This is a genomic window from Ensifer sp. CCNWLY38 (assembly GCF_037120565.1).
GTDB classification, from domain to species: domain Bacteria; phylum Pseudomonadota; class Alphaproteobacteria; order Rhizobiales; family Rhizobiaceae; genus Ensifer; species Ensifer adhaerens_H.
In genome coordinates this window covers 69,248-92,437 of the sequence record NZ_JBBBBO010000012.1, presented here as the reverse complement: position 1 = coordinate 92,437, position 23,190 = coordinate 69,248, and the positions used below count along the sequence as shown (strand labels likewise).

At 63.1% G+C, this 23,190-nt stretch carries 18 protein-coding genes; 12 read left to right on the top strand and 6 right to left on the bottom strand.

All coding sequences use genetic code 11. The annotated features are described in order from the left end of the window. Positions 1-8: 8 nt before the first annotated feature. Genes nagA through V7S54_RS24060 form a run of 4 tightly spaced genes read right to left on the bottom strand, consistent with a single transcriptional unit; the run spans position 9 to position 3,862 of the window. Positions 9-1,169, bottom strand: coding sequence for an N-acetylglucosamine-6-phosphate deacetylase (gene nagA, locus V7S54_RS24075; protein ID WP_065372030.1), 1,161 nt, complete (start codon positions 1,167-1,169; stop codon positions 9-11). Further along, positions 1,166-2,188 carry an SIS domain-containing protein gene (locus V7S54_RS24070; protein WP_065372029.1) on the bottom strand — a complete coding sequence of 341 codons (1,023 nt, stop codon included), beginning with the start codon at positions 2,186-2,188 and terminating at the stop codon, positions 1,166-1,168. The genes nagA and V7S54_RS24070 overlap by 4 nt, the downstream gene beginning before the upstream one ends. A 28-nt stretch (positions 2,189-2,216) precedes the next feature. Further along, complete coding sequence (locus V7S54_RS24065; protein ID WP_065372028.1) at positions 2,217-2,981, bottom strand: GntR family transcriptional regulator; 765 nt, start codon at positions 2,979-2,981, stop codon at positions 2,217-2,219. Next, entirely contained in the window at positions 2,978-3,862 is an 885-nt protein-coding gene (locus tag V7S54_RS24060; protein ID WP_065372027.1) for an N-acetylglucosamine kinase, read from the bottom strand. The genes V7S54_RS24065 and V7S54_RS24060 overlap by 4 nt, the downstream gene beginning before the upstream one ends. Before the next feature lie 199 nt (positions 3,863-4,061). Between V7S54_RS24060 and V7S54_RS24055 the strand changes: the two genes are divergently transcribed. From V7S54_RS24055 to V7S54_RS24015, 9 genes are all read left to right on the top strand, one after another. After that, positions 4,062-4,958 carry an N-acetylmuramic acid 6-phosphate etherase gene (locus V7S54_RS24055; RefSeq protein WP_065372026.1) on the top strand — a complete coding sequence of 299 codons (897 nt, stop codon included), beginning with the start codon at positions 4,062-4,064 and terminating at the stop codon, positions 4,956-4,958. Positions 4,959-5,015: 57 nt separating this feature from the next. Next, on the top strand, positions 5,016-6,275 hold the full coding sequence (locus V7S54_RS24050) for an ABC transporter substrate-binding protein (protein WP_065372025.1): 1,260 nt from the start codon (positions 5,016-5,018) through the stop codon (positions 6,273-6,275). A gap of 364 nt (positions 6,276-6,639) precedes the next feature. Next, positions 6,640-7,590, top strand: a complete 951-nt coding sequence (locus tag V7S54_RS24045; protein WP_057248225.1) for a carbohydrate ABC transporter permease — start codon at positions 6,640-6,642, stop codon at positions 7,588-7,590. Between the two features lie 11 nt (positions 7,591-7,601). Next, positions 7,602-8,441 (top strand): carbohydrate ABC transporter permease, encoded by an 840-nt coding sequence (locus V7S54_RS24040; protein WP_057247778.1) that lies wholly within the window; start codon positions 7,602-7,604, stop codon positions 8,439-8,441. Further along, a complete protein-coding gene (locus V7S54_RS24035) occupies positions 8,438-9,502 on the top strand; it encodes a Gfo/Idh/MocA family protein (RefSeq protein ID WP_065372023.1) in 1,065 nt (354 codons plus the stop codon). The genes V7S54_RS24040 and V7S54_RS24035 overlap by 4 nt, the downstream gene beginning before the upstream one ends. Positions 9,503-9,515: 13 nt before the next feature. Beyond that, complete coding sequence (locus V7S54_RS24030) at positions 9,516-10,517, top strand: ABC transporter ATP-binding protein (RefSeq protein WP_065372022.1); 1,002 nt, start codon at positions 9,516-9,518, stop codon at positions 10,515-10,517. A 258-nt stretch (positions 10,518-10,775) separates the two neighbouring features. Continuing rightward, a complete protein-coding gene (locus tag V7S54_RS24025; RefSeq protein WP_065372021.1) occupies positions 10,776-11,996 on the top strand; it encodes an efflux RND transporter periplasmic adaptor subunit in 1,221 nt (406 codons plus the stop codon). Between the two features lie 9 nt (positions 11,997-12,005). After that, positions 12,006-15,146, top strand: a complete 3,141-nt coding sequence (locus tag V7S54_RS24020; RefSeq protein WP_058326163.1) for an efflux RND transporter permease subunit — start codon at positions 12,006-12,008, stop codon at positions 15,144-15,146. A gap of 61 nt (positions 15,147-15,207) precedes the next feature. Beyond that, positions 15,208-15,852, top strand: coding sequence for a TetR family transcriptional regulator (locus tag V7S54_RS24015; protein ID WP_058324490.1), 645 nt, complete (start codon positions 15,208-15,210; stop codon positions 15,850-15,852). Positions 15,853-15,904: 52 nt separating this feature from the next. On the opposite strand, the gene purU is transcribed toward V7S54_RS24015, so the two are convergent. Further along, the gene (gene purU / locus V7S54_RS24010; RefSeq protein ID WP_065372422.1) at positions 15,905-16,759 is read right to left on the bottom strand and encodes a formyltetrahydrofolate deformylase; all 855 of its coding nucleotides are present in this window, start codon (positions 16,757-16,759) and stop codon (positions 15,905-15,907) included. A gap of 239 nt (positions 16,760-16,998) precedes the next feature. Continuing rightward, positions 16,999-20,007: a DNA polymerase I gene (polA, locus tag V7S54_RS24005; protein WP_065372020.1), complete on the bottom strand. Its 3,009-nt coding sequence runs from the start codon at positions 20,005-20,007 to the stop codon at positions 16,999-17,001. Between the two features lie 91 nt (positions 20,008-20,098). Here polA and V7S54_RS24000 point away from each other — a divergent pair, with 91 nt between their 5' ends. The 3 genes from V7S54_RS24000 to V7S54_RS23990 all read left to right on the top strand — a co-directional run bounded on the left by V7S54_RS24000 (position 20,099) and on the right by V7S54_RS23990 (position 23,015). After that, entirely contained in the window at positions 20,099-20,485 is a 387-nt protein-coding gene (locus V7S54_RS24000) for a hypothetical protein (RefSeq protein WP_065372019.1), read from the top strand. Between the two features lie 362 nt (positions 20,486-20,847). Further along, entirely contained in the window at positions 20,848-21,291 is a 444-nt protein-coding gene (locus tag V7S54_RS23995) for a MarR family winged helix-turn-helix transcriptional regulator (RefSeq protein WP_058326159.1), read from the top strand. A 332-nt stretch (positions 21,292-21,623) separates the two neighbouring features. After that, positions 21,624-23,015, top strand: a complete 1,392-nt coding sequence (locus V7S54_RS23990) for a M20/M25/M40 family metallo-hydrolase (protein WP_336408979.1) — start codon at positions 21,624-21,626, stop codon at positions 23,013-23,015. Positions 23,016-23,190: the final 175 nt, after the last annotated feature.

Sequence of the window (23,190 nt, the reverse complement as noted above, 5' to 3'; positions counted from 1 at the left end):
CGTGACGATCAGGCGGCGTAGACCTGCGTGCCGCCGATCCAGGTAGAGCCCATACCGAGCTCCGGCGTCAAAAGCACGAAATCCGCATCGGCGCCGGGCTTCAGCCGTCCCTTGTGGGTGGCGAGACCCATGGCATCGGCAGGATAGGCGGAGGCCATGCGCAAGGCTTCTTCCACCGGCAGGCCGAGCTTCTCGTGCACGAAACGGACCGACGACAGCATGTCGATGTCGGCGCCGGCAAGCGTGCCGTCGGCAAGCGTCAGGCGACCGCCCTCGCGCAGGATCTCGCGGCCGTTCAGCTGGAAGCTGGTCATGTCCGTGCCGATCGGCGACATAGCGTCGGTCACCAGGAAGATCTGGCCCGGACCGACCTTCGCCCGCAGTGCCACGCCCATCGAGGCCGGCTCGACATGGTAGCCGTCGGCGATCAGGCCGGCATGCAGCGTACCGGTGGCGAGCGCCGCACCGACCACGCCGGGTTCGCGATGGCCAAGGCCGCTCATGGCGTTGAAGAGATGGGTCACGGTTCGCGCGCCCGCCTTGGCATAGGCAACGGCGGTTTCGTAACCGACATCGGTGTGGCCGAGGCTGACGACGGCGCCGGCTTCAGCCAGCGCTCGCACCTGTTCCCTGGTGGCGTTTTCCGGGGCGACGGTCACCATCAGCACGCCGAGCGCCTTGGCGCAATCGAGCATTTCGGCGAGATCGGCATCGTCCATCGGGCGGATCAGCTTCGGATCATGGGCGCCCTTGCGCGCGACCGAGAGATGCGGACCTTCGAGATGCAGCCCGAGGAAACCCGGCACGGCAGCGGCCTTGGCGTCGAGACCCGCCTTGATCGTGGCGCTTCTGACTTCGCGCGTATCGGTGATCAGCGTCGGCAGCAGTGCGGTGGTGCCGAACTTGGCATGCGCCGAACAGATCTGCCGGATACCCTCGACGGTCGGTTCTTCGTTCAGAAGCGCACCACCGCCGCCGTTGACCTGCAGGTCGATGAAGCCCGGTACGAGCAGCATGCCATGGGCATCGATTTTTTTGGCATCGGCGGGAACGTCCGCCGCTGCCACGATCGCCTTGACGCGGCCGGCCTCGATCACGAGGGCACAGCCGTCGTGCCATTCGACGCCGTCGAACAGGCGGGCGCCGGTGATTGCCTTCCTCTCGCTCATCTCGTCTCCGTTACCTTCTTGAGGCTCGCCGGTGCATCGGGGTTGAGACCGCGCGAGCGCGACCAGGCTTCGACGAAGCCATAGAACGGCAGGATCAAGGTTAGCGCGTCGGTGATCGGGTGGCCCGTCTCGACGAACGGCAGACGCTTGGCCTTGCCGGCCAGGCTCGAAGTAACATGAACCACTGCGCCCTTTTCGGCCATACCGTCGGCAATGCCGGTGACCGAGGTCTCGGCTGCGTCACGCGCCGCAAGCGTCAGCACCGGGAACTTGGCGCCAACGAGCGCCACCGGGCCATGCAGCACTTCGGCTGCCGAATAGGCTTCCGCATGCATGCCGGAGGTTTCCTTGAACTTCAGCGCCGCCTCGCTGGCGATTGCAAGCGCCGGGCCGCGGCCGAGCACGTAGAGCGATTCCGCCTCGCCGAGATCGTCGGCAAAGGCCTGCCAGTCGAGCTTGACGGCCTTGGCAAACTGGTTCGGCAGATCGGCGACTGCCCGCTGAAGCGCGGCATCACCGGTCCATTCGCCGAGCACGGCAAGGCCGGCGACGATCGAATTGACGTAGGACTTGGTGGCGGCAACGGCGATTTCCGGACCGGCGAGAATGTCGAGAGGGTTGGTGCAGGCCTCGGAGATGGGCGAGGGCAGCGTGTTGGTGAGCGCGATCGATACGGCGCCGGCATCGGTCGCGGCCTGCGCCATGGCGACGATATCCGGGCTCTTGCCCGATTGCGAAATGGCGATCGCCGCGGCACCGCCGAGCTTCAGCTTGGCGCCGTAGATCGAGGCGAGCGACGGGCCGAGCGAGGCGACCGGCCGGCCGGCCTGCAGCTCGATCGCATATTTCAGGAACAGCGCCGCGTGATCGGAGGAGCCGCGGGCGATCGTGACCAGGAAGGCCGGATCCTTGGCGCGGAGTGCCGCGCCGGCGGCCTTGAGCTGATCGGCAGAGCGTTCCAGCAGGCGCTGGGCGGCTTCGGGGATCTCGTCGATTTCTCGGCGCATATTGGTCTGCATGGTCAATTCCTTTCTGCGGGCGGTCGCCTTAGGACTCCGACAACGTCAGTTCCGCGACAAAGTCATAGGCATCGCCCCGATAGAGCGAGCGGGTGAATTCGACGACGCGCCCCGATGCGAGATAGGAGACGCGTTCGATGGAAAGGCCGGCCGAGCCGACGGCAACGCCAAGCATCGAGGCATCCGGGTCCTTGATGTTGCAGGCGGAGATGCGCTGGACGGCACGAACCGGACGCGAGCGTGTCTTGTCCAGCGCGGAATAGAGCGATGACGTAACGGCCAACGGGTCCGGCAGGAACTCCGCGGAGATACTGGCGCGCTCGATCGCAAGCGGCATGTCGTCGGCGATGCGCAGGCGCCCGAGGCGGGCAACCAGCGCGTCGGCGGGAAGGCCGAGCGCCATCATCTCATCCGGCGACGGATGAAACAGGCCGCGTTCCAGCCAGCGCGCATGGGTGTTCAACCCGCGGCGCGCCATGTCTTCGGTGAACGACGTCAACCGCGACAGCGACTGCTGCACCTTGGAGACCGGCTTGACGACGAAGGTGCCGGAACCGTGGCGGCGAACTAGCAGCCCATCGCGCACCAGATCGTCCACCGCCTTGCGCACGGTCACGCGGCTGATGTTGGCATAGTCGGCAAGGTCGCGCTCTGGCGGCAAGGCGTCGCCATGATTGAGCTTGCCCGACTGGATTGCGTCTTCGAGCGATTGCCGAAGCTTGAGATAGAGCGGCCCCGATCCTCCGGACTGCAGGCCCTCGAGCGGCAGAATGGAAGCGAGCTGGTGCGTCATGCACTCGCCCTCGCCTGTGAGCCGAACCGTTGCGCGGCCAGAGCGACCGACCCGGTCAGTGCGTCCGCCTCGGCTTCGACGAGCAACGCCTGATGACGCTCGGCAAGCCAGGGGCGATAGAGCGGCGCCAATCCGCCAAGCAGACACAGCCTCTCGCAGCCTCGTGCAACCACGACATCGAGCGCCTCATCCACCGTTAGTGCGGCGGCCTTCAGGATCCGTACAGCGACCGGGTCGCCCGCGGCAGCCCCTTCGAAGACCCGCGGCGCATAACGGCCGAACTCGCCGGGCTTCGCAAGACGGGCAAAATCGACGACATCGCGCGCGTCGTTGTTGAATTCGGCCAGAACGCTGTCCGTGACCGCGGAAGCGACATGAATACTGTCGAAGGCAAGCAGGCTTTCCTGCAGAAGCGCATGGCCGATGCGGGCTCCGCTGCCATGGTCGCCGATGGTGAAACCCCAACCGCCGACATAACTGACCGTATCTCCCTGACGCAGAATATAGATGGTGCCCGTACCGAGAATGGCGACCGCGCCGTCCAGGTTGCCGAGCGCACCCTGCAGCGCGATCAAGCCGTCGGATTCGATATCCGCGGCGGCGAAGGGCAGACGACGCTTTACGTAATGCACGGCATCGCCGACATTATGTCCGGCCACACCGACGATCGCCTTGGCGGCGGCAATGCCCTCAGGATCGAGGCCCGCCTCTTCAAAGGCTGCGCGGGCGGCTCCGCCGATATTGGCGAGCGCGGTTTCCGGGTCGGTCAGGATATTGGCGGCGCCGGCCTTGCCGCGCCCGAGAATGCGCCCATCTGCCGTTGCCACGGCAGCCCGGCAGCTGGTCCCGCCTCCGTCGATTCCTATCAGGTAATTTGTCATGAGTACCTCCGCCCATTGAGGATACCAAAAAAATACCAATAACCAAGTCTGAATCCGCCCACGCTTTCGATTTCGTTGCAATTCATTGAAATTCAAGGACTAATTTAGACGATCGGTTTTTTCAGGCGCCAAAAGTTAAATTCTGCTGGACAATTGGTATTTTTTTGGCATTAATTTCAACCGAGAGGAGACATGACCCATGCCGTCAGCAAAGACCGAAGAGCGTCACGACAACGCCAAGGGCCTGGATCTTATGCATCCGGCGCTGGCGCTGCGACTGCTCGCCGCCGGCCAGCAGGCAGCGGCCAAGGCCGTCGATGCGGCGATTGAGTCGATCTCCGCCGCCGCCTCGATTGCCGCCGAAGCGCTCAGCTCCGGGCGGCGTCTTGCCTATGCGGGCGCCGGCAGCTCCGGTCTCATGGCGATGGCCGATGCGCTCGAGCTGCCCGGCACCTATGGTATTGCGCAGGATCAGATCGTCATCCTGCTTGCCGGCGGCGCTGCCAGCCTCAGCGACCTCGCGGGCGGTTATGAGGACGATATGGACCTCGCCCGAGAGGACGTGCGCAAGGCGGGCATCGGCGCGGGCGACTGTCTCGTTTCCGTTTCCGCAAGCGGTTCCACCCCTTACGCGCTTGCCGCCGCCGACGAGGCCCGCAAGCGCGGCGCCAAGGTAATCGCCGTCGCCAACAATCCGGGTGCGGCGCTCTTCAAGGACGCGGACGTCTCGATCCTCTTGCAGACGCCGCCTGAAGTGGTCTCCGGCTCGACCCGCATGGGCGCCGGCACCGCACAGAAGATCGCCTTCAACATGTTCTCGACACTGGTCGGCATCCATCTCGGCCACGTGCTCGACGGCCACATGGTCAACCTGCGCGCCGACAATATCAAGCTGCACGGCCGCGCGATCCGCATCGTCACAGACGTCACCGGCATCAGCGCCACTGAGGCCGGCCGGCTGATCAACGAGGCTTCCGGCTCGGTCAAGGTCGCGATCCTTCTCGCCTCTGGCGCGAAGGACGTTGCAGCCGCGGATGCCGCTCTGAAAGAGGCCAAGCAGAATCTGCGCCGGGCGATCGATATCGTCTCGGCCTGAATCAATTCTGGGATTCAAACCGCGCCAAAGCGGCGCCTATAAAAAGGGAGAACCTGCATGACCCGTACAACAATCAAAGGCCTACTGCTCGCTTCGAGCATTCTCGGCACGGCCGGGCTGGCGCACGCCGAGGACGTGACGCTGACCATCGAAAGCTGGCGTAACGACGACCTGGCCATCTGGCAGGAAAAGCTGATCCCGGCCTTCGAAGCGAAGAACCCGGGCATCAAGGTCAAGTTCGCCCCGATGGCGCCGACCGAATACAATGCGGCGCTGAACGCCAAGCTCGATGCCGGCTCCGCGGGTGACCTCGTCACCTGCCGCCCGTTCGACGTCTCGCTCGAACTCTACAACAAGAAGCACCTTGCCGACCTGACGGCGCTGCCGGGCATGGAAAACTTCTCGCCGGTCGCCAAGTCCGCCTGGACCACCGACGACGGCAAGGCCACCTTCTGCGTGCCGATGGCATCGGTCATCCACGGCTTCATCTACAACAAGGACGCCTTCGACCAGCTCGGCATCCAGATCCCGACGACAGAAGCCGAATTCTTCGCCGCTCTCGACAAGATCAAGGCCGACGGCAACTACATTCCGATGGCGATGGGCACCAAGGACCTCTGGGAAGCCGCAACCATGGGCTACCAGAACATCGGTCCGAACTACTGGAAGGGCGAAGAAGGCCGCGCTGCGCTGATCAAGGGCGAGCAGAAGCTGACCGACGAGCCGTGGGTCGAGCCCTACCGCGTCCTCGCCAAGTGGAAGGACTATCTCGGCGACGGCTTCGAAGCCCAGACCTATCCGGACAGCCAGAACCTCTTCACGCTCGGTCGCGCCGCGATCTATCCGGCCGGCTCGTGGGAAATCGGCCTGTTCAACACCCAGGCACAGTTCAAGATGGGCGCCTTCCCGCCGCCGGTCAAAACCGCCGGCGACACCTGCTACATCTCGGACCACAATGACATCGGCATCGGCCTCAATGCCAAGAGCGCACATGCCGAACAGGCCAAGACCTTCCTGAGCTGGGTTGCCTCGCCTGAGTTCGCCGACATCTACGCCAATGCACTGCCGGGCTTCTTCAGCCTCAACTCTACCCCGGTGAAGATGACCGATCCGCTCGCCCAGGAATTCGTCTCCTGGCGCGAAAAGTGCAAGCCGACGATCCGCTCGACCTACCAGATCCTGGCGCGCGGCACGCCGAGCCTCGAAAACGAGACCTGGGTCGAGTCGGCCAACGTAATCAACGGCACGGATACGCCGGAGGTTGCCGCCGAGAAGCTGCAGAAGGGCCTCGACTCCTGGTACAAGCCGGCGAAGTGAGAAGAGACGTAAGCGCAACAGGTTCCCTCCCCTTTTTGGGGAGGGTCGGCCCTACGGCACCCGTGTCCTGCCGGACGCAGAAGGGCGCCGTAGCAGTTTGAATTGCTGCATGTTTTGTCCTTGGGACACTTGCAGCAAGGCCGGGCGGGGCGACATTGGCCGATGAGGCACTCCCCCAGCCGTCGCGTCACAGGCCTCCCATCGTGGGAGGCCACCGACGCAGTCGTTTGCAAAAGAACGCGATAGACTTAACCTTCGTCATGAGCCCTCAAAAAGGGCAGATGGCATACGGCGAGACCGGCCGTGTGGCGTCGTGCGCATCGTGATTGTCTGGGGAACCGGTCTTCTAGAAACGGATGGTTCAATGAGTGACGCTCTTTCAGTGCAAGACGGACAGCCGACCGCAAGGCGGCCGAAGCGCTGGCACATCCTCGTCTTCCTGCTCCCGGCCTTCCTGGTCTATTCGGCGGTGATGATCCTGCCGCTGATCGAGACGCTCAGGCTCTCTCTGTACAACACGGTTGACGGCCAGCCAGCCTTCGTCGGCCTTGCCAATTTCCAGACACTGTTTGGGGAAGAGCGCTGGGCCCACGACTTCTGGAACGCGCTGAAGAACAACGTCATCTTCTTCATCATCCATATGTGCGTGCAAAACCCGATCGGCGTCGCCCTCGCCGCCATGCTGTCGATCCCGAAGCTGCGCTTCGTCACCTTCTATCGCACGGCGATCTTCCTGCCGACGCTGCTCTCCTTCGTGATCGTCGGCTTCATCTGGAAGCTGATCCTGTCGCCGATCTGGGGCGTGTCGCCCTGGATACTCGACCTCGTTGGCCTGAAGTCGCTGTTTGCGCCCTGGCTCGGAAAGCCGGGTTCCGCGCTCATCGCCGTGTCGCTGATCTCGGTCTGGCAATATGTCGGCATCCCGATGATGCTGATCTACGCAGCGCTGCTCAACATTCCCGATGAGGTGATCGAGGCTGCCGAATGCGACGGCGTCACCGGCTGGAGCCAGTTCTGGAAGATCAAGCTGCCGCTGATCCTGCCGGCCATCGGCATCATCTCGATCCTGACCTTCGTCGGCAACTTCAACGCCTTCGACCTGGTCTACACGGTGCAGGGCGCGCTTGCCGGGCCTGATGGTTCGACCGACATTCTCGGCACGTTGCTTTACCGCACCTTCTTCGGTTTCCAGCTGCAGCTCGGTGACCGCTCCATGGGCGCGACGATCGCCACGGTGATGTTCCTGATCATCCTCGCCGGCGTGTCGCTCTACCTCTTCGTCATTCAGCGCCGCATGCGCCGCTACCAGTTCTGAGGAGACCGGAGATGTCGAAAGCACGCGATTCTTTTCTCCGCACCGGCTTCGTCCACGTGGCGCTGATCGCCTACACGCTGGTGTCGCTGTTCCCGGTGTTCCTGACGATCATCAACTCGTTCAAGGACCGCAATGCAATCTTTCGGGCGCCGCTGACGATCCCGACGCCACAGACCTTCAGCCTGATCGGCTATGAAACGGTCCTCGGCCAGGGCGATTTTGCCACCTATTTCCAGAACAGTTTCATCGTCACGATCGTCTCGATCGCGCTGGTGCTGCTCTTCGGGGCGATGGCCGCCTTCGCGCTGTCGGAATACCGCTTCCGCGGCAACACGGTGATGGGCCTCTATCTTGCGATCGGCATCATGATCCCGATCCGTCTCGGCACCGTCGCCATTCTCCAGGGCATGGTCGCCGCCAACCTGGTCAACACGCTGACGGCGCTGATCCTGGTCTATACGGCGCAAGGGTTGCCGCTCGCGATCTTCATCCTCTCGGAGTTCATGCGCACGGTCTCGGATGACCTGAAGAATGCCGGACGCATCGACGGACTGTCGGAATACTCGATCTTCTTCCGCCTGGTGCTGCCGCTGGTGCGGCCGGCAATGGCAACGGTCGCGGTCTTCACGATGATCCCGATCTGGAACGACCTCTGGTTCCCGCTGATCCTGGCCCCGGCGGAGGCGACCAAAACCGTGACGCTCGGCTCGCAGATCTTCATCGGCCAGTTCGTCACCAACTGGAATGCGGTGCTGGCGGCCCTCTCGCTCGCCATCCTTCCGGTCCTCGTTCTCTACGTCATCTTCTCGCGGCAGCTGATCCGCGGCATCACGGCAGGAGCAGTCAAGTGAGTGCAAGCAGCAATCCCGTCCGGGTCCTCGTCGCAGGGCTCGGCAACATGGGGCGCAGCCATGCGCTCGCCTATCACAACAACCCCGGTTTCGAGATCGTCGGCCTCGTCAACCGCTCAAAGGTGCCGCTGCCAGAAGAGCTTGGCGGCTACCAGATCCATCCCGACTTCAAGACGGCACTGACCGAGCTGAAGCCGGATCTCTGCTCGATCTGCACCTATTCCGACAGCCATGCCGACTTTGCGGTGATGGCTTTCGAAGCCGGTGCCGACGTCTTCGTCGAGAAGCCGCTTGCAACCACCGTTGCCGACGCAGAGCGCGTCGTCGCGGCTGCGAAGAAGCACGGCCGCAAGCTGGTGATCGGCTATATCCTGCGCCACCACCCCTCGTGGATCCGGCTGATCGCCGAGGCCCGCAAGCTCGGTGGCCCCTATGTCTTCCGCATGAACCTGAACCAGCAGTCGAGCGGACCGACCTGGGAGACCCACAAGTCGTTGATGAAGACGACGTCGCCGATCGTCGACTGCGGCGTGCACTATGTCGACGTCATGTGCCAGATCACCGACGCAAAGCCGGTGGAAGTGCGCGGCATGGGACTTCGCCTCTCCGACGAGATCGCCCCCGACATGTACAATTACGGCCACCTGCAGGTGATCTTCGAGGATGGGTCGGCTGGCTGGTATGAAGCCGGCTGGGGTCCGATGATCTCGGAAACGGCCTTCTTCGTGAAGGACGTGATGTCACCCAAGGGCTCCGTCTCGATCGTCATGGACCAGAACGCAAAGTCCGACGACATCGACATGCATACCAAGACCGCGGTGATCCGGCTGCACAACGCCGAAACCGGTCCCAATGGTCGCTTCCTGAAGGCCGATGAGGATCTCAAGATGGACGGCGAGCCCGGCCACCAGGAACTCTGCGACCGCGAGCAGGCCTATGTGCTGAAAGCCATTCGCGAAGACATCGACCTCGACCGTCACATGAACGATGCCGTCCAGTCGCTCCGCATCTGCCTTGCCGCAGACGAAAGCGTGCGCACCGGCAGACCAGTCAAACTCTAAAGGGGGCAACCAGGTGGGATCGCTTCAACTCAAATCCATCCGCAAGGCCTATGGCAGCCATGAAGTGCTGAAGGGCATCGACCTCGAGGTGAAGGACGGCGAGTTCGTCATCTTCGTCGGCCCGTCCGGCTGCGGCAAATCGACTTTGCTGCGCACCATCGCCGGCCTCGAAGACGCGACCTCCGGCAGCGTGCAGATCGACGGCACCGAAGTCGGTCACGTGGCGCCCGCCAAGCGCGGCATCGCCATGGTGTTCCAGTCCTACGCGCTCTATCCGCACCTGACGGTGAAGGACAATATGGGCCTTGGCCTGAAGCAGGCCGGCAAGCCGAAAGCAGAGATCGACGACAAGGTCGGCAAGGCGGCAAGCATGCTGTCGCTCGATCCCTATCTTGCCCGGCGCCCGGCCGAACTCTCCGGCGGCCAGCGCCAGCGTGTGGCGATCGGCCGTGCGATCGTGCGCGAACCGAAGCTCTTTCTGTTCGACGAGCCGCTCTCCAACCTCGATGCGGCACTGCGCGTCAACACCCGGCTCGAGATCGCCCGGCTGCACCGCAGCCTGAAGGCGACGATGATCTACGTGACCCACGACCAGGTGGAGGCGATGACGCTCGCCGACAAGATCGTCGTCTTGAACGCCGGCCAGATCGAACAGATCGGCTCGCCGATGGACCTCTACAACCGGCCGGCAAACGTCTTCGTCGCCGGCTTCATCGGCTCGCCGCAGATGAACTTCATCGAGGGCGCACGGCTCGGCGATATCAGCGCCAAGACGATCGGCATTCGCCCCGAGCACATGGCGCTTTCGCGCGAGAGCGGCGACTGGAAGGGCAAGGTGGTGCACGTCGAACATCTCGGCGCCGACACCATCGTCTACATCGATTCCGAGCAGGTGGGCCTGATCACCGTCCGCCTCTTCGGCGAGCATCGCTATGCACCTGACGATATCGTCTATGCGACGCCGATGGTGGGTAGCATGCACCGTTTCGGCGACGACGATCGCGTTCTCGCCTGAGCCCATTTTGGGGCCGACGCCCCATCACAGCTACGTGAAAACCAGCCGCCACAAGGGCTAAATCCCTGTGGCGGCTGACTTATTTTTTGATTCGACGCACCGCATCACGCTGTTGCACTGCAAAGCGAATTAACATACATTTGTGTTTGTATATTAGCTTTCCGGTATTTGCCGAACCTGATACCGGTTCCGCTCCCCTTCACTTCCGGACCGCACGGGCACCTTGCGAGATGCAGCCGTTGCCTGCGGTCACCGAATATGGACATCGCTATGCGCATGAACCGACCGACACTGGCCGCCGCCTTGGCAACTGTGATTCTTCTTTCCGGTTGCCAGAAAGAGGACGAGCAGCCGGCCGCCGCCGCATTCCCACCGTCCGCGGTCGCGGTCTTCACGACCAAGACCGAAACGCTGCCGATCACCAACGAGCTCCCCGGCCGCATTACCGCGACACGCGTCGCCGAGGTCCGCCCGCGCGTTTCCGGCATCGTCGTCGAGCGCGTCTTCCAGCAGGGCTCCAAGGTCAATGAGGGCGACGTGCTCTACCGCATCGATCCGGCCCCCTTCCGTGTGCAGGTCGAAAAGGCCGAGGCGACGCTGCGGCGCGCCCAGTCCGTGCGCCTGCAGGCCCAGCAGAAGGCCGATCGCCAGGAACAGCTGAAGAAGGCGAACGTCGTCGCCGCGCAGCAGTTGGAAGATGCGGCGGCCCTGCTCGCGACCGCCGACGCCGATGTCGCGATCGCCGAGGCCGGCCTCGCGGCAGCGAAGCTCGACCTGCAATATGCAGACGTGACGGCACCGATCAGCGGCCGCATCGGTCGCGCGATGATCACCGAAGGCGCGCTCGTCAGCACCAACAGCTCGGAAAATCTCGCGACGATCCAGCAGCTCGATCCGCTCTATGCCGACTTCACCCAGTCGGCGACCGACCTCATCCGCCTGCGCAAGGCGCTCGAGGACGGCAAGATGCTGAGCGGCGACGAAGAAGCCGAAGTCCAGCTCGTGCTCGACGACGGCACGGCTTACGAGCACAAGGGCAAGCTCCTGTTCTCCGAAGCGGCCGTCGATGCGACGACCGGCCAGGTGACGCTGCGCGGCGAATTCCCGAACCCCGACAACGATCTGCTTCCCGGCATGTATGTGCGCGTGCTCGTCCAGCAGGGCGTCGAGAAGGATGCGATCACCGTCCCGCAGCAGGCCGTCCAGCGCAACAATGCCGGCCAATCGCAGGTCTACGTCGTTGCCGCAGACAACAAGGTCGAGTTCCGCAATGTGACGCTCGGCCGCACCATCGGCACCCGCTGGCAGGTGACCTCCGGCCTCAAGGCCGGCGAGAAGGTCATCGTCGAAGGCTTCCAGAAGATCGGTCCCGGCGCCCCGGTCGAGCCGACGGACTGGAACCCGGATGCCAAGCCTGCGGCAGAAGCAGCCCAGACGACGGCCTCGGCCGACGAAAAGCCTGCCGAAGCTACAAAGTGAGTTTGATTGATGCCCAGTTTTTTCATCGACAGGCCTATTTTTGCCTGGGTGGTGGCGATCTTCATCATGGTCGCCGGCGTCATTGCGATCCCGCTTCTGCCGGTATCGCAATATCCTGACGTCGCCCCGCCACAGATCTCCATCAACACGAGCTACCCTGGTGCCTCGTCGCAGGACACCTATCAGAGCGTTACGCGACTGATCGAAGACGAGTTGAACGGCGTCGAAGGCCTGCTCTATTTCGAATCGACCTCCAGCGCCTCCGGTTCGGTCGAAATCAGCGCCACTTTCGCACCCGGCACCGATCCGGGACAGGCAGCGGTCGACATTCAGAACCGCGTTCGCCGCGTCGAGCCGCGCCTACCCGATTCGGTCAAGCGCCAGGGCGTTCAGGTCGATGAAGCCGGTTCCGGCTTCCTGATGATCGTGGCCCTGACCTCGACCGACGGCTCGATGGATGCCATCGGCCTCGGCGATTATCTCAGCCGCAACGTTCTGAGCGAAATCCAGCGTGTGCCCGGCGTCGGCCGAGCACAGCTTTTTGCCACCGAACGTTCGATGCGCGTCTGGCTCGACCCGGACAAGATGCTGGGTCTGAACCTGACCGCGGCGGACGTGACGAACGCGATCACGGCGCAGAACGCCCAGATTGCCTCCGGTTCGATCGGCGCACAACCGAACCCGATCAGCCAGCAGATCAGCGCGCCCGTTGTCGTCAAGGGCCAGCTGGAAAGCGCCGAAGAGTTCGGCGCGATCGTGCTTCGCGCCAATCCGGATGGTTCGTCCGTTCGCCTGCGCGACGTCGCCCGTATCGAAATCGGCGGCGAAAGCTACGCCTTCTCGACGCGGCTCAACGGCAAGCCGTCCGCGGCCATCGCCGTCCAGCTGTCGCCGAGCGGCAACGCCATGTCGACCTCCGCGGCCATCAAGGAACGCATGGACGAACTGGCGAAGTTCTTCCCGCAGGGCCTCGAATATTCGGTCCCCTACGATACTTCGCCCTTCGTCGCCGTCTCGATCGAGAAGGTGCTTTCGACGCTGGTCGAAGCGGTCGCGCTGGTGTTCATCGTGATGTTCCTGTTCCTGCAGAACATCCGCTACACCATCATCCCGACGCTCGTCGTGCCTGTCGCCCTGCTCGGCACCTGCGCGGTCATGCTGGCGATGGGCTTCTCGATCAACGTTCTGACCATGTTCGGCATGGTGCTGGCGATCGGCATTCTCGTCGACGATGCGATCATCGTCGTCGAAAACGTCGAGCGCATCATGTCCGAGGAAGGACTGACGCCGAAGGAAGCAACCCGCAAGGCGATGAAGCAGATCACCGGCGCCGTCATCGGCATCACGCTGGTTCTCGCCTCCGTGTTCATCCCGATGGCCTTCTTCCCGGGCGCCGTCGGCGTGATCTATCGCCAGTTCTCGCTGACGATGGTCGTCTCGATCCTGTTCTCGGCGCTGCTTGCCCTTTCGCTGACACCGGCGCTCTGCGCGAGCTTCCTGAAGCAGGTGCCGAAGGGCCATCACCACGCCAAGCGCGGCTTCTTCGGCTGGTTCAACCGCAGCTTCGACAAGACCTCGCACGGCTATAGCGGCATCGTGAAGCGCCTTGTCCACCGGACCGGCCGCTACATGATCGTCTACGTGGCCGTGCTGGCCGGTCTCGGCTGGCTGTTCATGAAGCTGCCGTCGTCGTTCCTGCCGGACGAAGACCAGGGCTTCGTGATCGTCATGATGCAGCTGCCGTCGGAAGCGACCGGCAACCGCACGACCGAGGTGGTGGAGCAGGCCGAGAAGATCTTCGGCCAGGAGCCGGCCGTCGAACGCATCATCGCGATCAACGGCTTCTCCTTCTTCGGTACCGGCCAGAACGCGGCACTTGCCTTCGTGACGCTCAAGGACTGGAAGGAGCGCGACGCCAACAACGCCGCACAGTCGATCGCCATGCGCGCGACGATGGCGATGAGCCAGATCAAGGACGCGATCAGCTTCGCGCTGTCGCCGCCGGCGATCCAGGGCCTCGGCACCACGGGCGGCTTCTCGTTCCGCCTGCAGGACCGCGGCGGTCTCGGCCAGGCGGCACTGTCGCAGGCCCGTGACCAGCTGCTCGGCATGGCCGCCGAGAGCAAGGTGCTCACCGGCGTCCGCTTCGAGGGCATGCCGGACGCGGCCCAGGTCAGCGTCACCATCGACCGCGAGAAGGCCAACACCTTCGGTGTGACCTTCGCCGACATCAACTCGACGATCTCGACAAACCTCGGCTCGTCCTACGTCAACGACTTCCCCAATGCCGGGCGCATGCAGCGCGTGACGGTGCAGGCGGATGAAGGTCAGCGCATGCAGACCGCCGACCTCCTGAACCTCAACGTCCGCAACGCCAATGGCGGCATGGTGCCGCTGTCGGCCTTCGCGACCGTGGAATGGGTCAAGGCCTCGACCCAGACGATCGGGTATAACGGCTACCCGTCGGTCCGTATCAGCGGCGAAGCCGCCCACGGCTACTCCTCGGGTGACGCGATCGCAGAGATGCAACGGTTGGCGGGACAATTGCCTGCAGGCTTCGGTTACGAGTGGACAGGGCAGTCCCTGCAGGAAATCCAGTCCGGCACCCAGGCGCCGCTCCTGATCGCGCTGTCGTGCCTTCTGGTGTTCCTGTGCCTGGCCGCACTCTACGAGAGCTGGTCAATCCCGGTGGCGGTGATCATGGTGGTGCCGCTCGGCGTCATCGGTTCCGTGCTCGCCGTGATGATGCGCGACATGCCGAACGACGTGTACTTCAAGGTGGGCCTGATTGCGATCATCGGTCTGTCAGCCAAGAACGCGATCCTGATCATCGAGTTTGCCAAGGAACTGCGCGAGCAGGGCAAGTCGCTGATCGACGCGACGCTGGAGGCGGCACATCTTCGCTTCCGGCCGATCCTGATGACGTCGCTGGCCTTCACGCTCGGCGTTCTGCCGCTGGCGATCGCCACGGGTGCGAGCTCCGGCAGCCAGCGCGCCATCGGCACCGGCGTCATGGGCGGGATGATCTCGGCAACGGTGCTCGCCATCTTCTTCGTTCCGGTCTTCTTCGTGTTCGTCACGAAGCTCTTCGGTCGAAAGAAAGTGGAAAACACACCGGCAGCCGCAGAAAACCCGACGCCCGCCGAGTAAAACGACAACAGACGGCCCGCTGAACACCACTGTCGGCGGGCCGTCTGATGAGGAGGAATGAATGCGCCGAACAAAAGCCGACGCAGAAGTAACCCGACAGAAAATCCTGTGCGCCGCCGAGCGCGTCTTCTACGAAAAGGGCGTCTCGAACACGACGCTGGAAGAAATCGCCAAGGCCGCCGGCGTGACGCGCGGTGCCATCTACTGGCACTTTGCCAACAAGACCGACCTGTTCCTCGCACTGCACGACGCCGTGCCCCTGCCGCAGGAAGACATGGTCGCCCGCGAGATCGAGGCGGAAGCCGCCGATACCCTTTCCATTCTCGAAAGCGCCATGGGCGACTGGCTCGATGTTCTCGCCGCCGACGAGCAGCGCCAGCGCATTCTGACGATCATGCTGCGCACCAATTACGACGGCGACATGAGCGAGGTCCTGACCCGCCAGAAAGAACTCGACGAGCGCCACAACGTTCTGCTTGAGCTCGCCTTTTCGCGAGCGCTCGCCAAGGGGCAGATGCACGAGAGCTGGACGCCGGCCTCGGCGACGCGGACGCTGCACTGGATGATGCTCGGGCTCTGTACGGAATGGCTGCTCTTCGGCCGTCCCTTCGATCTGACGGCCGAGGGACGCGAAGGCCTGAGCCGGCTCTTTGCCAGCTTCCGCGCGCCGGCGATCACGGCAACCGCCGTTGCCGCACGCCCCTGACATCCTCAGCCGGCGCCCGTGCGGGTACCGGCTCAGATGCTTTCGGACCCTGTTAGCTGAACACCACCGTCTTGTGACCGTTGAGCATCACGCGCCGCTCCAGGTGCAGCTTGACGGCCCGGGCGAGCACGCGGCTTTCGATATCGCGGCCGGTGGCGACAAAGTCCTCGGCCGTCAGCGCATGGCTGACGCGCTCGGTTTCCTGCTCGATGATTGGACCTTCGTCGAGATCCGGTGTGACGTAATGTGCCGTCGCGCCGATCAGCTTCACCCCGCGCTCATGCGCCTGATGATAGGGCCTGGCACCCTTGAAGCTCGGCAGGAAGGAATGGTGGATGTTGATCGCCTTGCCGTAGAGGCGCTTCGACAGATTGTCCGAAAAGACCTGCATGTAGCGGGCAAGGATGACGAGGTCGGCGCCGGTCTCCTGGACCAGGCGCAACAGCCTCTCCTCCTGTTCGGCCTTGTTGTCCTTCGATACCGGCCAACAGTGGTAGGCGAGCCCCTCGGCCTCGGCCGTGCCTCGGCTGTCCTCGTGGTTGGAGACAATGGCAACGACCTCCGCGTTCAGCCAGCCGACACGGATCTGGTAGATGAGATGCAGGAGCGCATGATCGAATTTGGAGACGAGGATGAGGATCTTCGGCTTCACTGTGGCGTCCGCGAGAACGGTCCGCATCTGGAAACGCTCGACGGCCGGGCGCAAGGCCCGCTCGACATCACCAGCCTGAACGCTCGCCGCAACCTGAAATGCGATGCGCATGAAAAAGCTGTTGGTCTTTGTGTCCCAGAACTGGTTGCTTTCGGCGATGTTCGCGCCGAGCGCGGCAAGCTCGGTGGTGACGGCCGCGACGATGCCGGGTTTGTCGTCGCAGGAAAGCACAAGAATGAAGGTCTTCGGCGCCATGATCTCCTCCGATTGCGGCGGTTCCGGATAGGGCTTCAAGCCCCTTCCCGATCGCTGCCTATGGGGAGTTGAACGCGCCGGCAATCGTTCCGGCTGCGACGGCCGACGCTTTCTATCATCCTGATGGAAAGACGCCCGAGGGCATCAAATGCCCCCGGGCGCTGCAAGATTCATCGCATATGACTTTTGAGGTTTTCTGAGGGAATTCCATCAGAAAACCAGGCACAGGGCCGCTCGGATTAGTGCGCCTCGTCCCAGTTGGTCGCGGCGCGCGCATCGACCTTGAGCGGCACCTTCATGTCGAGCGCCGGCATGGCGGCGTTCTCCATCACCGAGACGACGATCGGAATGGTCTTTTCCACCTCGGCGTCCTCAACCTCGAAGATCAGTTCGTCGTGCACCTGCAGCAACATGCGGGCCGAGAGTTTCGCCTCGGCCAGCGCCGGCTCCATCTTCGCCATGGCGCGGCGGATGATATCGGCGGCCGAGCCCTGGATCGGCGCGTTGATCGCGGCGCGTTCGTTGAAGGCGCGATGCGACGGGATCGACGAGCGGATATCCGGATAATGTGCCCGGCGACCGAAGATGGTCTCGACGTAACCGTGCTCGCGGGCGAACACCTTGGTGCCTTCCATGTAATCGCGAATGCCCGGGAAGCGCTCGAAATAGCGCTTGATGTAGTCGCCGGCCTCGGAGCGTTCGATCGACAGCTGGTTGGCGAGCCCGAAGGCCGAGATGCCGTAGATGATGCCGAAGTTGATCGCCTTCGCGCGGCGGCGGATCTCGCCCGGCATGCCCTCGACCGGAACGCCGAACATTTCCGACGCCGTCATCGCATGAATGTCGACACCATCGGCGAAGGCCTGGCGAAGCTGCGGAATGTCGGCGACATGGGCGAGCACGCGCAGTTCGATCTGGCTGTAGTCGGCCGAGACGAGCTTGTGACCGGGCGTCGCGACGAAGGCCGTGCGGATCTTGCGGCCTTCGGCGGTGCGCACCGGGATGTTCTGCAGGTTCGGGTCCGACGACGACAGTCGCCCGGTCGTGGTGGCGGCGAGCGCATAGGAGGTGTGAACGCGCTTCGTCTCCGGATGGACGAAACCGGGGAGCGCATCGGTGTAGGTGGATTTGAGCTTGGTCAGCTGCCGCCAGTCGACGATCTTGCGCGGCAACTCGTGCCCTTCGGCGGCGAGGTCTTCCAGTACCTGCGCCGAGGTCGACCACTGTCCTGTCTTCGTCTTCGACCCGCCGGCAAAGCCCATCTTGCCGAACAGGATGTCGCCGAGCTGCTTCGGCGAGCCGATGGTGAAGTTTTCGCCGGCGAGCTTGTAGATCTCGTCCTCCAGAGCCGCCGCACCTTGCGCGAGTTCGCCCGAAAGCCGCGACAGGATCTGGCGATCAATGGTAATGCCGCGATCCTCCATGCGCGCAAGCACGGCGACCAGCGGCCGCTCGAGCCGTTCATAGACGCGCATCAGCCCCTTGGCGGCCAGCCGCGCCTTCAGGATGTGCCAGAGTCTCAGCGTGACGTCCGCATCCTCGGCGGCATAGGCCGTCGCCCTGTCGATATCGACGAAGTCGAATGTCACCGACGACTTGCCGGTGCCAGTGATGTCCTTGTAGGCGATCGGCTTGTGGTTCAGCCAGCGTTCGGAGAGCGCATCCATGCCGTGGGTGCCGTTGCCGGCATCGACGACATAGGACATCAGCATCGTGTCGTCGAAACTCTCGACGGTAATGCCGTGCCGCTTCATCACGAGGTAATCGTATTTCAGGTTCTGCGCGACCTTGAGGACGGAGGGGTCCTCGAGCAGGCGCTTCAGCCGGCTCAGCGCTTCCCCGACCGGGATCTGGTTTTCGGCGAGCCCGCCGCCCAGGAGATCGCCGACACCGGTCTTGTGGATCAGCGGCACGTAGGCCGCCCGGATGGCGGTGCCCGTTGGGTCGGCCCGATGGTCGGCGATCGCCAGCGAGAAACCGACGAGATCGGCCTGCATGGCATCGAGCGAGTTCGTTTCCGTGTCGAAGCCGACGACGCCGGCATCGCGCGCGGCTGAAATCCACTGGTCGAGAGTGGCGATGTCGCGGATCGTGACATAGGCGCTGTGATCGAAGGGTGCCTTGGCGAAGATTTCGGCTCGAGCCGCGGCCAGCGCCTGCGGCGTGGCATCTGCCGCATCCGCTTCGCCCGCACGTGACAGGACAGCTGCGGCCTCGGCGGCCTCACCGCGGACCGCTGCCTTGGCGGTGGATCCATCGCTGACGGCCGTCGCCGCCTCTCCCTTGTCGAGATCCGGGCCGCGCGCATCCGCGCCCCATTCGACCGGCACGTTTGCAGCTTCCACGGCGTCCGCGTCCGTGCCCGTCGCCGCGGCGACACGACGCGTCAGGGTGGTGAATTCCATCGCCTTGAGGAAGGCGATCAGCTTCGGCCCGTTCTGCGGCTCCAGGCCCAGCTCTTCCAGCGGGACATCGAGCGGCGTGTCGGTCTTGAGCTCCACGAGCTGGCGCGACAGGCGCGCGAGGTCGGCATTGGCGATGATGTTTTCGCGGCGCTTGGCCTGCTTGATTTCGCCGGCGCGGGCCAGCAGCGTATCGAGGTCGCCGTATTCTTCGAGCAGCTGGGCCGCCGTCTTCGGGCCGATTCCGGGAATGCCGGGAACATTGTCGGTGGAGTCACCGGTCATCGCCTGGAGATCGATCATCTTCTCCGGCGGCACGCCCCATTTTTCGATGACCTCGGGGATCGAGATCTGCTTGTCCTTCATGCTGTCGTACATCGATATGTTCGACGTGACGAGCTGCATCAGGTCCTTATCGGACGAGACGATGGTGACACCGGCACCGGCCGCCTCGGCAAGGCGCGCATAAGTGGCGATCAGGTCATCCGCCTCATAACCTTCCTTTTCGATGCAGGGCAGGTTGAAGGCGCGGGTCGCGTGGCGGATGAGGCCGAACTGCGGAATGAGGTCTTCCGGCGGAGCCGTCCGATTGGCCTTGTACTGATCGTAGAGCGCATTGCGGAACGTCTTCGAGGAATAGTCGAAGATGACCGCGAAATGGGTCGGCGTGACGCCGACCGAGGTGTCGCGCGCATCGGTGAGCAGCTTCCACAACATGTTGCAGAAACCCGATACCGCATTGACCGGGAGGCCATCGGATTTGCGGTTGAGAGGCGGGATGGCATGGAACGCCCGGAAGATGAATCCGGAGCCGTCGACGAGGAAGAGATGATCACCGTTTTTCATGGGCAAATGGATAGCGCGGGGTGAGGCAAAGGTCCATTGCGGTTTTCCCGCCGGGCACTACAATCTCCACTTGCCACAGAGGAGGCCAGCCATGCCGCATGACGTGCGTTACGCCCTGCAACAATATCTCCTTCTCTCAGGCTTTGCCGTCTTTTGCTTCCTCATTTCCTGGCTCCTGTCGGCCGATCCGACATTCCTTATCGTTATCAAGACGGCTTTCGCACCCATCTATCTGCTCGCAACGGCGGGCCTCGATACCCATTTCAGACGAGCGGACGGTACACCTTGGCCGGTTTGGCAGAAGGTGGAGTATGCAGTAGCCCGTGCCGCACTCAACGTTGCCTTCATTGTCGTCATATCGATCACGCCAGATCAAACAGCTGGCGAAATGGCAAAAACGGCGATGATGGTTGCAATGGCGATCGGCGTTGTGGAACTCATTTTCGCCTTGCGAAACCGGGCCTCGACGGATCGCTGAGAGGTGCGTGAGCTTTCACGGAAACGTTACGTATTTGTAATGTCCGATTCGTACTGCCTATCCTTGAAAAGCCACATTTGACTCCTCAAATCTTAGTCAACGGCACCGAGTGATGCCGTCTTCTGGTGATTGGCCTGTCCCCCGCCCGCACCAGATGAGGACAAAGGCCTTATCCCCCTCTCCGGGCCTTTGTCCCGTTTTCAAGAAGCCGTCACGGCGCCGCCTCCGCGCCGTGACGGTTTTTTGTTTGGCACCAAGGCTTTTGATAAAGTCCGCTCAAATCGAAGTGAGCTCAGCGCTTCCCAAGGTTCATCGCCTGCATTGTAACTTGTCATCATGGCGCTTCGGGCGTACCGATAGGCATGGCCTTCAATCGGATGGAATCTGCGACCTATCTGGCCAGCCTGCTGGCGAAGAGCTTTTCGCGCGCGCTTCACGAGCGCGGCCAGAAGCTTGGTTTCGCACCCGGTCAGTTTCCCATTCTGCTCGAGCTTTGGGCCGAGGAAGGCCTGACGCAGAAGCAACTGCTCGATCGCCTCGACATCGAGCAGGCGACGATGGCCAACACGCTCTCCCGCATGGAGCGCGACGGGCTCATCATCAGGCGCAAGCACCCTCAGGACAAGCGCTCGCAGCAGATCTTCCTGACCGAACGGGCAAAGGAGATGGAGGCAGCCGCCAAGGAAGCAGCCCTTGCCGCAGACCAGTCGCTGCTTTCCGGCCTCAGGAACTTCGAGCGCGAGCTGATGCTCGAATATATGCGCATGGCGCTTGCCAGCGTGGCGCGTGGCGACGGCCGCGCCTGAAGCTTCGCACCTCCCCTGATCGATCCATCAAAATATTTGGCTTAAAGCGAATGACCTTAGGCTCTAAAACCAGAGCGAGCGCGTCCAGCGCCTTTGCGTGTCTGAAGGCGCAGCGTCGAATGCTCGTCAGTCGCTGCCGCTCTACAGCGCCGCCCGTCTTATCAGACGCGCAAAGGTCGCTGTAGAACTTTGATTTGCTGCATGTCTTTGTCCTCAAACCGAAGTCGAAAGGAGACATGCAGTAGAACGTCCCCACGGATTTCGTGCGCAAATCGATTTCGGTTTGGCGATTGATGCAGTAGGTTCCGGCAAAACTTGAAGCAAGGATATGCATGATGGCAGACATCACCCCCGTTCTCGAACGCGCAGACGCCAACCTGCCTGACAGCCTCGACCGGCTGTTCGATCTCGTTCGGATCAAGTCGATCTCCACCGAACCGGCCTTCAAGGCGGAATGCCGCAAGGCAGCCGAATGGCTGGTGGCGGAACTCAACGGCCTCGGCTTCACCGCCTCGGTGCGCGACACCCCCGGCCATCCCATGGTCGTCGCCCATCACGATGCTGCCAAGCCTGATGCGCCGCATGTGCTGTTCTACGGTCACTACGACGTCCAGCCGGTCGATCCGCTCAATCTCTGGGACACGGACCCGTTCGAGCCGGGCATCAAGGAAATCGAACCCGGCCGCAAGGTGATCACCGGTCGCGGCACGGCCGACGACAAGGGGCAGCTCTTGACCTTCGTCGAGGCGGTACGCGCCTACAAGGACGTGCATGGTGGACTGCCCTGCCGCGTCACCATTCTGTTCGAAGGTGAAGAGGAATCCGGCTCGCCGTCGCTGAAGCCGTTCCTGGAAGCCAATGCCGCCGAGCTCAAGGCCGATTATGCGCTGGTCTGCGACACCAGCATGTGGGACCACGATACGCCGGCCATCTCCGCGGGCTTGCGCGGCCTCGTCGGCGAGGAGGTCATCGTCAAGGCGGCCGACCGCGACCTGCATTCCGGTTACTTCGGCGGCGCCGCTGCCAACCCGATCCGCATCCTCACCACCATTCTCGCTGGCCTGCACGACGAGAACAGCCGCGTGACGCTCCCCGGCTTCTACGAAGGCGTCGAAGAGACCCCGGCCCAGATCAAGGCGGCCTGGGAAACGCTCGGCCAGACGGCGGAGAAGTTCCTCGGCGAAATCGGCCTGTCGATCCCGTCGGGCGAAAAGAACCGCTCGGTGCTGGAACTGACTTGGGCGCGCCCGACCGCGGAAGTCAACGGCATCACCGGCGGCTATACCGGCGAAGGCTTCAAGACGGTGATTGCGGCCGAGGCTTCGGCGAAGGTTTCCTTCCGCCTCGTCGGCAACCAGAACCCGGAAAAGATCCGCGAGGCGTTCCGCGCCTATGTCCGCTCCAAGGTTCCGGCCGATTGCTCGGTCGAGTTCCACGCCCATGGCGGTTCGCCGGCGATCCACCTTCCTTACGAATCGCCGCTGCTCAACACCGCGAAGGTGGCGCTTTCCGACGAATGGCCGAAGCCGGCCGTCATCATCGGCATGGGTGGCTCGATCCCGATCGTCGGCGACTTCCAGAAGATGCTCGGCATGGAATCGCTGCTGGTCGGCTTCGGCCTCTCCGACGACCGGATCCATTCGCCGAACGAGAAATACGAACTGCAGTCCTACCACAAGGGCATCCGCTCCTGGATCCGTATCCTGGACGCGCTCGCCGCTTGACATCATCAGAGCCGCGGCGAAATGCTTCGCCGCGGCTCTGGACTGCGGTTGCACACGCGCCAATCGCGCAGCCCTCACGCGCAGTGCACCAACCGACGCGCGCGCATTTCCAAACGATCGACGCGATGTCCACGTTTTACCGTGTCCCCTTCACCGTTTCCCGGCGGTTTCTCCG

What these genes read in the sequence shown, in the direction of transcription:
- V7S54_RS24050 (WP_065372025.1), top strand. Translation starts at nt 5,016, where the DNA reads ATGACCCGTACAACAATCAAAGGCCTACTGCTCGCTTCGAGCATTCTC.
- V7S54_RS24020 (WP_058326163.1), top strand. Translation starts at nt 12,006, where the DNA reads ATGCCCAGTTTTTTCATCGACAGGCCTATTTTTGCCTGGGTGGTGGCG.
- V7S54_RS24045 (WP_057248225.1), top strand. Translation starts at nt 6,640, where the DNA reads ATGAGTGACGCTCTTTCAGTGCAAGACGGACAGCCGACCGCAAGGCGG.
- V7S54_RS24015 (WP_058324490.1), top strand. Translation starts at nt 15,208, where the DNA reads ATGCGCCGAACAAAAGCCGACGCAGAAGTAACCCGACAGAAAATCCTG.
- V7S54_RS24055 (WP_065372026.1), top strand. Translation starts at nt 4,062, where the DNA reads ATGCCGTCAGCAAAGACCGAAGAGCGTCACGACAACGCCAAGGGCCTG.
- V7S54_RS24070 (WP_065372029.1), bottom strand. Translation starts at nt 2,188, where the DNA reads ATGCAGACCAATATGCGCCGAGAAATCGACGAGATCCCCGAAGCCGCC.
- V7S54_RS24025 (WP_065372021.1), top strand. Translation starts at nt 10,776, where the DNA reads ATGGACATCGCTATGCGCATGAACCGACCGACACTGGCCGCCGCCTTG.
- polA (WP_065372020.1), bottom strand. Translation starts at nt 20,007, where the DNA reads ATGAAAAACGGTGATCATCTCTTCCTCGTCGACGGCTCCGGATTCATC.
- V7S54_RS24065 (WP_065372028.1), bottom strand. Translation starts at nt 2,981, where the DNA reads ATGACGCACCAGCTCGCTTCCATTCTGCCGCTCGAGGGCCTGCAGTCC.
- purU (WP_065372422.1), bottom strand. Translation starts at nt 16,759, where the DNA reads ATGGCGCCGAAGACCTTCATTCTTGTGCTTTCCTGCGACGACAAACCC.
- V7S54_RS23990 (WP_336408979.1), top strand. Translation starts at nt 21,624, where the DNA reads ATGATGGCAGACATCACCCCCGTTCTCGAACGCGCAGACGCCAACCTG.
- V7S54_RS24060 (WP_065372027.1), bottom strand. Translation starts at nt 3,862, where the DNA reads ATGACAAATTACCTGATAGGAATCGACGGAGGCGGGACCAGCTGCCGG.
- V7S54_RS24040 (WP_057247778.1), top strand. Translation starts at nt 7,602, where the DNA reads ATGTCGAAAGCACGCGATTCTTTTCTCCGCACCGGCTTCGTCCACGTG.
- nagA (WP_065372030.1), bottom strand. Translation starts at nt 1,169, where the DNA reads ATGAGCGAGAGGAAGGCAATCACCGGCGCCCGCCTGTTCGACGGCGTC.
- V7S54_RS24000 (WP_065372019.1), top strand. Translation starts at nt 20,099, where the DNA reads ATGCCGCATGACGTGCGTTACGCCCTGCAACAATATCTCCTTCTCTCA.
- V7S54_RS23995 (WP_058326159.1), top strand. Translation starts at nt 20,848, where the DNA reads ATGGCCTTCAATCGGATGGAATCTGCGACCTATCTGGCCAGCCTGCTG.